This is a genomic window from Streptomyces sp. NPDC023723 (assembly GCF_040639815.1).
In the GTDB taxonomy this organism is placed as follows: Bacteria; Actinomycetota; Actinomycetes; order Streptomycetales; family Streptomycetaceae; genus Streptomyces.
On sequence record NZ_JBFAAP010000113.1, the window covers coordinates 1 to 4989 of the forward strand.

A 4989-nucleotide genomic window follows, 5' to 3' on the forward strand; every position below is an offset into this window, starting at 1 on the left:
GTGGACTGGAGTGGTGGTGGGGTGCGGTTGCTCACCGAGGCGCGGGAGTGGCCTTCGACGGGGCGGCCGCGTCGGGCGGGGGTGTCGTCGTTCGGTATCAGTGGCACGAACGCCCATGTGATCCTGGAACAGGCACCACCGGCCGCGGAGCCGCAGTCGCCTTCCGTGGACGGCGGTCCGGTGGGCTGGGCACTGTCGGCGCGGTCCGAGGCCGCGCTGCGGGCGTATGCGGCGCGGATCGCGGCGGCTGCCGGTTCCGAAGTGCCGGTGGTGGATGTGGCCGCGACGTTGGCGGCGCGTACGGTGTTCGAGCACCGTGCGGTGGTGGTGGGTGCCAGTCGTGAGCGGTTGGGTGCGGGGCTGGCTGCTCTTGCCGAGGGTGTGGCCTCGGACGATGTGGTGACCGGGACTGCTGGTGCCGGCAAGGCGGTGCTGGTGTTTCCGGGGCAGGGGTCGCAGTGGGATGCGATGGCCCGCGACTTGTATGCGACGGCTGGGGTGTTCCGGGATCGTCTGGATGAGTGTGCTCGTGCGATGTCGGTTCATGTGGAGTGGGATCTGCGGCAGGTTCTGCTGACGGATGAGGGTGCTTGTCTGCTGGCGCGGGTGGATGTGGTGCAGCCGGCGTTGTTCGCGGTGATGGTGTCGTTGGCGGCGTTGTGGGAGTCGTACGGTCTGCGTCCGGCGGCGGTGGTGGGGCACTCGCAGGGGGAGATCGCGGCGGCGTGTGTGGCGGGGGCGTTGTCGCTGGAGGACGCCGTCCGGGTGGTGACATTGCGCAGTCGGGCCATTCGCGCGCTGGCCGGACAGGGCGGCATGGTGTCCGTCGCGCTGCCCGCCGACCAGGTACGGGCCCGCCTCAACCAGTGGCACGGCGAAATAACCGTCGCCGCGATCAACGGGCCCAGGGCCACTGTGGTCTCCGGAGGTGCTGAAGCTCTTGATGAGTTGCAGACCGTTTTCGAGGCCGATGGTTTCCGCACCCGGCGGATCCCTGTCGATTACGCTTCGCATTCGGCGCATGTCGAGCAGATCCGCGAGCAGTTGGCGGAGGTGCTGTCGTCGGTCAGTCCCCGGTCCGGTGACATTCCCTTCTACTCGACCGTGACGGCGGAACGGATCGACACCACCGCACTGGATGCCGGTTACTGGTTTCGTAATCTGCGTAGTCCGGTCGAGTTCGAGGCGACCACGCGGCTGCTGCTGGCGGACGGCCATGACACGTTCGTCGAGTGCAGCCCTCATCCCGTTCTGGTCACCGGCATTCAGGAAACCATCGACGCCACGGACAGTCCTGCCCGGAATTTCGGGACGTTGCGGCGGGACGGCGGTGGCCTGGCCGACTTCCTGCTCGCGGCCGGGCAGGCGTTCACGGCCGGTGCTGTTCCGGCGTACGGGCATGGTGGTCAGCATGTGACGCTGCCCGGTTATCCGTTCCAGCGGGAGCGGTACTGGCTCAAGCCCGGCACCGGACGGAGTGATGTCGGTGGGGCGGGGCTGACGACGGCTGATCATCCGTTGCTCGGTGCGGTCGTCGAGGGGGCGAGCAGTACGGTCCTCACCGGGCGGGTCTCCCTGGACACGCATCCTTGGCTGGCCGATCACAAGGTGGCCGACACCACCGTGCTGCCTGGTGCCGCCTTTGTCGAGCTGGCGCTGCACGCGGCGGATCAGGTGGGCTGCGGGAGTGTCCGTGAGCTGACGGTGTCGTCCCCGCTGCTGCTCCCGGAGCGTGGTGCGCTGCGGCTGCGGGTGGAGGTCGGTGAGCCCGCCGGTGACGGTGGTGGTGAGGGGGCGCGGCCGATCCGGGTCGATGCCCGTCCGGACACCGGGACCGGCGGGTCCTGGACGTGCCATGCCACCGGCGTCCTCGATTCCGGCGCACCGTCCGCCGACTGGGACCTGAGCAGCTGGCCGCCGGCCGGCGCGCAGCCCCTCGAAGTCTCCTACGACGATCTCGCCGCCCACGGATACCACTACGGCCCGGCATTCCAGGGGCTGCGGAAGATGTGGCACCACAACGGCCATGTCTACGCCGAGGTCAGTCTCCCCACCGACCCCGACACCTACAACCTCCACCCCGCACTCCTCGACGCCACACTCCACGCCGCCCTGATGGATCAGACCCTGCCCGACGACGGCAGGACGCTGCTGCCCTACACCTGGACAGGCGTGACGATGCACGCGTCCAGCGCGTCCGCGCTGCGGGTGTCGGTGACCCCCACGGGGAACAACGCGCTGCGGCTGCGCGCGGCGGACGGGGCCGGCCTGCCGGTCGTCGAGGTGACGTCCCTGGCCATGCTCCCCGCCGAGGTCACCGACCTCGGCACCCAGGCAGCGAACCACGACTCCCTGCTCCGCCTGGAATGGGTACCCGCGCCGTCGGGTCCCACGGCGCCACCCGCCCGGATCTCGCTGCTCGGCCCGGACCCGTTCGGCTTGCGCTCGGCGACCGGAACCGTTGACCGGCAGGAGTTCACCGATCTGTCCGACCTGCCCGACGACGCGCACGACGTGATCGCGTGCATCGCGGGCGACCACGCCCGGGACATTCCCGGAGCCGCCCGCACAGTGCTGTACGGCGCGCTCGATCTGGTCCAGCGGTGGCTGTCCGACAGCCGGTTCGCGGACGCGCGATTGGTCGTGCTGACCCGGCACGCGGTGCTGACCGGGGACCGCGAGCCCGCCCCGGACCTCACGGCCGCACCGGTCTGGGGCCTGCTCCGCTCCGCGCAGACCGAGAACCCCGGTCGGCTCGTCCTGGTCGATGTCGACGACGACGCTCGCTCACTCGCCGCGCTGCCGTCCGTATGGGCCGGTCACCTCGACCAATGCGCGTTGCGTGGTGGGCATGTCCTGGTGCCGAGACTGGTCAAGGCGAGCTCCAGCTCCAGGAACCGGCTGCGGGCACCAGAAGGTGTGCCGTGGCGGCTGGACGCGGCGGACCCGGCCGAGCCGGAGTCGCTGTCGCTGGTGCCGTACGAAGAGGCCGGCGTGCCACTGCCGCCGGAACGGATTCGGGTCGCGGTACGCGCGTGCGCGCTGGACCTCCGTGCTGGGCGGACCGGACTCCGCGACGCGAACTCGGGCGAGGGGGCCGGTGTGGTCCTCGAAGTCGGCTCCGAGGTGACCGGGGTACGACCCGGCGACCGGGTACTGGGCATGCTGTCCGGCGCGTTCGCGTCCACGGCGACGGCCGACCACCGGTGGGTGACCCGCATCCCGCCGAACCTGACGTTCGAGCAGGCCGCCGCGATCCCCCTCGACCTCGGAAGCACCGCCGAAGCCGCCGGGGCACTGGAGGACCCGGACCGATACCGGTCGATGATCGCCGAAGCGGCGTCGCGGTGTGCCTCGGACGCGTCGCGCCCGTCGCCGATCCGCGCCTGGGACATCCGCGAGGCACCCGAGGCGTTCCGTTTCCTCGGCCAAGGCGGGAGCACCGGCCGGAACGTCCTGACCATGCCGCCGTCATGGGACGTCAACGGCACCGTGCTGATCACCGGCGGCAGCGGAACACTCGGCCGACTGATCGCCACCCACCTGGTCGCGAAGCACGGGGTGCGGAACCTGGTGCTGGTCTCCCGGCACGGGGCGGACAGCCCGGGAGCCGCGAACCTGGTCGCCGAACTGTCCGGACTGGGCGCCGAGGTGTCGGTCGCCGCGTGCGACGCCGCCGACCGGGTCGCGCTCTCCGCGTTGCTGGCACGGATCCCGGCCGACCGGCCACTCACCGGCGTGGTGCACGCGGCAGGCATCCTGGCGGACGGGCTGATCTCCGGTATGACGCCGGAAAAACTCGACGCGGTACTGCGGCCGAAGCTGGACGCGGCGTGGAACCTGCACGAACTGACCAGGGACCTCGGGCTCTCCGCGTTCGTGCTGTTCTCCTCGATCATGGGCACGATCGGCAACGCGGGCCAGGGAAACTACGCCGCCGCGAACACCTTCCTCGACGCGCTCGCCCAGCACCGCCGCGCCACCGGACTGCCGGCGACCGCGCTCGCGTGGGGTTTCTGGGGCGAGCGCAGTGAACTGACCGGTGACCTGGACGACGCGGACATCGCCCGGATAGCACGCACCGGGCTGAAACCGCTGCCGTCGGACGAAGGCGTCGCGCTGTTCGACGCGGCGTTCGCCGCCGGTGAGGTCACCGCGATCCCGGCCGCGCTCGACCTGGACCGGCTGCGGCTGCGGGCGAAGGAGACGGGACTGCCCGAGGTGTTCCGCGGGCTGGTCCGGGCGCGCCGCGCGGCCGGCCCGGCCACGGCGGTCGGCTCGACGTTCGCCGGCCGGCTGGCCGGCCGCCCGGCCGACGACGTCGACCGCGAACTGCTCGAGCTGGTGCGCTCGCACACCGCCACCGTACTCGGCCATGCCGGCGCCGGATCCGTGCAACCGGACGTCGCCTTCCGGGAACTCGGCGTCGACTCGCTGTCCGGGATGGAACTCCGCAACCGGCTGAACGACGTCACCGGACTGCGCTTGCCGTCCACCGTGGTGTTCGACCACCCGACCCCGTCCGCCCTGGTCACCCTGTTGCGCGAGGAACTGCTGGGCGAGACCGTCCACGTCGTCACTCCGGCGGCACCCGTCTCGGCGGGGGACGACGACCTGGTCGCCATTGTCGGCATGGGCTGCCGGTATCCCGGCGGTGTCCGGTCACCGGGTGACCTGTGGGACCTGACGCTGTCCGGCCGGGACGTCATAGGTGGGCTGCCACGGGACCGGGGCTGGGACTTGGGCAACCTGTTCGACGCCGACCCGAGGCGCACCGGCAAGAGCTACGTCAACAAGGGCTATTTCCTTGATGATGTGGCGGGTTTTGATGCGGGGTTTTTTGGGATTTCGCCGCGGGAGGCGTTGGCGATGGATCCGCAGCAGCGGTTGTTGTTGGAGACGGTGTGGGAGTCGTTGGAGGATGCGGGGATTGAGCCGGGTTTGTTGCGGGGGAGTGATACGGGGGTTTTTGTCGGGGCGATGGCTGGT

The 4989-nt window shown here is 70.6% G+C and carries 1 protein-coding gene; it reads left to right on the plus strand.

Translation table 11 applies throughout. From position 1 onward, the window contains the following. Nucleotides 1–4989, plus strand: a 4989-nt coding sequence (locus AB0G32_RS40155) for an SDR family NAD(P)-dependent oxidoreductase (RefSeq protein WP_361175970.1), incomplete at its 3' end; no start/stop codon positions are given.